This window comes from Methylobacterium sp. EM32 (assembly GCF_040593685.1).
In the GTDB taxonomy this organism is placed as follows: domain Bacteria; phylum Pseudomonadota; class Alphaproteobacteria; order Rhizobiales; family Beijerinckiaceae; genus Methylobacterium.
Window position 1 is genome coordinate 1 of the sequence record NZ_JBEXZS010000035.1, and the last position, 3,988, is coordinate 3,988.

The 3,988-nt window shown below is 68.6% G+C and carries 4 protein-coding genes; 1 reads left to right on the forward strand and 3 read right to left on the reverse strand.

What is annotated here, in order from left to right; genetic code table 11:
- Window positions 1–114 precede the first annotated feature (114 nt).
- From ABZT49_RS05385 to ABZT49_RS05395, 3 genes are read right to left on the reverse strand one after another with little or no spacing between them, the layout of a single operon-like run.
- Window positions 115–909: an ABC transporter ATP-binding protein gene (locus ABZT49_RS05385; protein WP_355284027.1), complete on the reverse strand. Its 795-nt coding sequence runs from the start codon at window positions 907–909 to the stop codon at window positions 115–117.
- Window positions 909–1,682 carry an ABC transporter permease gene (locus ABZT49_RS05390; protein WP_109975128.1) on the reverse strand — a complete coding sequence of 258 codons (774 nt, stop codon included), beginning with the start codon at window positions 1,680–1,682 and terminating at the stop codon, window positions 909–911. Before ABZT49_RS05390 ends, ABZT49_RS05385 begins: the two co-directional genes overlap by 1 nt.
- A gap of 33 nt (window positions 1,683–1,715) precedes the next feature.
- Window positions 1,716–2,672, reverse strand: a complete 957-nt coding sequence (locus ABZT49_RS05395; protein ID WP_355284029.1) for an ABC transporter substrate-binding protein — start codon at window positions 2,670–2,672, stop codon at window positions 1,716–1,718.
- A 176-nt stretch (window positions 2,673–2,848) separates the two neighbouring features.
- Between ABZT49_RS05395 and ABZT49_RS05400 the strand changes: the two genes are divergently transcribed.
- The gene (locus ABZT49_RS05400; protein WP_355284032.1) at window positions 2,849–3,877 is read left to right on the forward strand and encodes an SDR family oxidoreductase; all 1,029 of its coding nucleotides are present in this window, start codon (window positions 2,849–2,851) and stop codon (window positions 3,875–3,877) included.
- Window positions 3,878–3,988 lie beyond the last annotated feature (111 nt).

Sequence of the window (3,988 nt, forward strand, 5' to 3'; positions counted from 1 at the left end):
TTTCCGACGAAGTGGATGCCGGTTCGTCGTAGAAAATGCGGCAAAGTCAAAGACCTAGAGAGCTTCGCGATTGCAACGCGATCGTGAAGCGCTCTAGAAGCCCTTCGATAATCCTCAATGCTCCCGGGCCGCCAGCACCGCCTCGGCCCGGATCTCCTCGGTGAGCTGCGCCTTCAACCGCGAGAAGTCGGGGCTCGTCTTGATCGTGTAGTGGCGCGGATGGCCGAGATCGACCGGCACGTCGGCCTTGATCCGCCCGGGGCGGGCGGTCATCACGATCACCCGCGAGGCCATGAAGATCGCCTCCTCGATGTCGTGGGTGACGAAGATCACCGTCTTGCGCTCGCGCTCCCAGATGCCGAGCAGGAGTTCCTGCATCAGCCCGCGGGTCTGGTTGTCCAGCGCCCCGAACGGCTCGTCGAGGAGCAGGATGGCGGGATCGTTGGCGAGCGCCCGGGCGATGGCGGTGCGCTGCTGCATGCCGCCGGAGAGCTGCTTGGGATAGTGCCCCTCGAAGCCGCGCAGGCCCACCTTGTCGAGATAGGCCGCGACGATCTCGCGGCGCTGAGGCGCCGGTACGCCGCGCTCGCGCAGGCCGAAGCCGATATTCTCGGCCACGGTGAGCCACGGAAAGAGGGTGTAGGACTGGAACACCATGCCCCGGTCGGGACCGGGCCCACGGACCTCACGCCCCTCGATCAGCACGCGGCCGGCGCTCGGCCGGTCGAGCCCGGCGATGATGCGCAAGAGCGTCGACTTCCCGCAGCCCGAGGGACCAAGGATGGTGATGAAGTCGTTCTTCGCCACCGTGAGGTCGGTGGGGCTGAGCGCCTGCACGGGCTTGGCGCCGCGATGGCCGGGGAAGGTCCGCGACACGCCCTCGACCGCGACCTCGATACTGTCCCGCATCAGGCGAGCTTCCAGGGAAACAGGAGCCGGTTCGCCGCCTTGAACAGGAAGTCCGAGACGAGGCCGATCAGCCCGATGACGATGATGCCGAAGATGATCTGGCCGGTGGCGAGCAGCGCCTGGCTCTCGATGATCATGTGGCCGATGCCCGACGAGGAGCCGATCAGCTCGGCGACGATGACGTAGGTCCAGGCCCAGCCGAGCACGAGGCGCAGGATCTCGGCGATCTCCGGGGCGGTTGCGGGCAGGAGCACCCGGCGGATGATGCCGGTGTCGCTGGCCCCCAGCGTGTAGGCCGCCTCGACGAGGTCGCGCCGGACGTTGCCGACCGCGACCGCGATCATCAGGATCAGCTGGAAGACCGAGCCGATGAAGATCACGAGGAGCTTCTGCGTCTCGCCGATGCCGGCCCACAGGATCAGCAGCGGCACGAAGGCCGAGGCCGGCAGGTAGCGGGCGAAGGAGACGAACGGCTCGAAGAACGCCTCGACCGGCTTGTAGGCGCCCATCATCACGCCGAGCGGCACCGCCACCAGGCAGGCGAGCAGGAAGCCGCCGACCACCCGCCACACCGTGACGCCGATATCCGACAGGAAGTCGAACCGGGTCAGCAGCAGCCAGCCGTCCTGGACCATCGTGACCGGATCGGCCAGGAAGGTCTTGGGGACGAGCCCCCCGAGGGTCGCGGCGGCCCAGGCCGCCACGAACAGCACGAAGAAGCTCAGGCCGAGGACGACCTTCGCCGGCCCGCCGACCGGCTGCAGCGGACGCAGGTGCCTCACTTCACGTGTCTCACTGCAAGTCCCTCACTGCACGTAACGGCCGTCGGAGAGCCCGGCGATGTCGGGCTTCTGCCGGATCACACCGATCTCGAGCAGCAGGTCGGCCGCCTGTTCGGAGAATTTCTGGATCTCACCGTTGAAGAACGCCTTGTTGGCGGCGCGGTCCTGCCAGCGCAGGAACTTCGCGGAATTGCCGAAGGCCTCGCCGGTCTGCTTCACGTCGGCGCCCATGATCTCGTAGGATTTTTGGGGATCCTTGGCGATCATGTCGAGCGCCTCGAAGTAGCTGTCGGCGAGGGCCTTGGCGGCCTTCGGGTTCTGGTCGAGGAATTCGGGGGTGCAGCCGAAGGTGTCCATCACCATCGGGTAGTCGAGGGTGGTGGCGATGATCTTGCCGGCCTGCGGCGCGGCGCGCACCGAGGAGAGATAGGGCTCGTAGGTCATCGCGGCGTCGTTCTGGCCGGCGATGAAGGCCTGCGCGGCGGGGCCGGGCTCGAGATTGACGACCTTGACGTCCTTGAGCGACAGGCCGTTGGCCTTGAGGATCCAGGCGAGGCCGAAATAGGGCGCGGTGCCGGGCACCGAGGCCGCCACGGTCTTGCCCTTCAGGTCCTTGATCGCCGCGACGTCGTTGCGGACGGCGAGCCCGTCGGCGCCGTAGGACTTGTCGAGCTGGAAGATCTGCTTCGTCGGCACGCCGTTGGCGTTCCACACCACCCAGGTCTCGACCGTGGTGGCGGCGCATTGCACGTCGCCGGAGCGGATGGCGAGGTGGCGGCTCGCCTGCGGGATCTTCTTCAGGGAGACGTCGAGGCCGTTCTTCTTGAAGATGCCGGCTTCCTTGGCGAGCGTCAGGGGCGCGAAGCCGGTCCAGCCGCTGAGGCCGACCGTCACCTTCGTCTCCTGCGCCTGCGCCTCTTGGGCCTGCGCCGTCAGCGCCAGCGCGACCGCTCCGACCAAACCTGCGGCAACCGCCCTCATCGTCCCCTCCCGCCTGAAGCCTCGCCTGTCGTACCGTCGCCCCGCCTTTGTGTATAGACATAATAGCGGGCAGCCTGCCCGCCGATCCGGCACATCCCCTGCGGTTTCCGTCGCTGCACCCGAACGCCGCCGCGCGCGTTGTCGGGGCTGACGCAGGTGTCAGCAGGAGCAGTCGCATGAGCGGAACAACGCGCCCCACCGTCGTGGTGACCGGCGGCAGCGCCGGCGTCGGGCGCGCCGTCGCGGTCGCCTTCGGGCGCCGGGGCTGGAACGTCGGCATCGTCGCGCGGGGCCGGGCCGGGATCGAGGCGGCAGTCGAGGAGGTGCGGGCGGTCGGCGGCCAGGCGCTCGGCTACCGCGCCGACGTCGCCGATCCGGCGGCTCTCGACCGGGCGGCGGACGCCTTCGCACAGGAGTTCGGCGGCATCGACGTCTGGGTCAACAACGCGATGGTGACGGTCTACGCCGAGGTGGCGGACACGAGCCCGGAAGAATTCCGGCGCGTCACCGAGGTCACCTATCTCGGCCAGGTCCACGGCACGCTCGCGGCGCTCCGCCACATGAAGGCGTCGGATCGCGGCACCATCGTGCATGTCGGCTCGGCGCTCGCCTACCGGTCGATCCCGCTGCAATCGGCCTATTGCGCCGCCAAGTCGGCGGTGCGCGGCTTCGTCGACAGCCTGCGCACGGAATTGCTGCACCACCGTAGCCGGATCCGGCTGACCATGGTGCAACTGCCGGCGGTGAACACGCCGCAATTCGACTGGGCCCGCTCGCGCCTGCCGCGCCGGCTCGAGCCGGTGCCGCCGATCTTCCAGCCCGAGGCGATCGCCGAGGAGATCGTGCGCGCCGCCCACGATGCGCCGCGCGAACTCTGGATCGGCACCCCGTCCTGGCTCGCGATCTTCGGCGCGCAAGCCGCGCCCGCGTTCAGCGACCACTACCTCGCCCGCCACGGCTATCGCGGCGAGATGACGTCTCAGAAGGCGCAGGCAGGCCGGCCCGACAACCTGTTCGAGCCGGTCGATGCCCGCCGCGACCACGGCGCCCACGGGCGGTTCGACGACCGGGCCAAGGGGAGCGTCGTCGCGGCGGATCCGATGTGGCTGCATATCGGGCTGATCGCCGCGGCCGGACTGATCGGCGGGAGCGCGCTGGCGGCGGCCCGGCGGAGCGGGCGGAGGGACTTGCTCGTCGGCGGATAAGCCCGGCGCCCGAACCCTCCCCCCTCTGCGGGGCAGGGCTATCGCACATGAGTAAAGAGATTGAAGAGGGCATCCTTGCTCCAGGACGCTCTCTTCATCTTTTTGCGGATT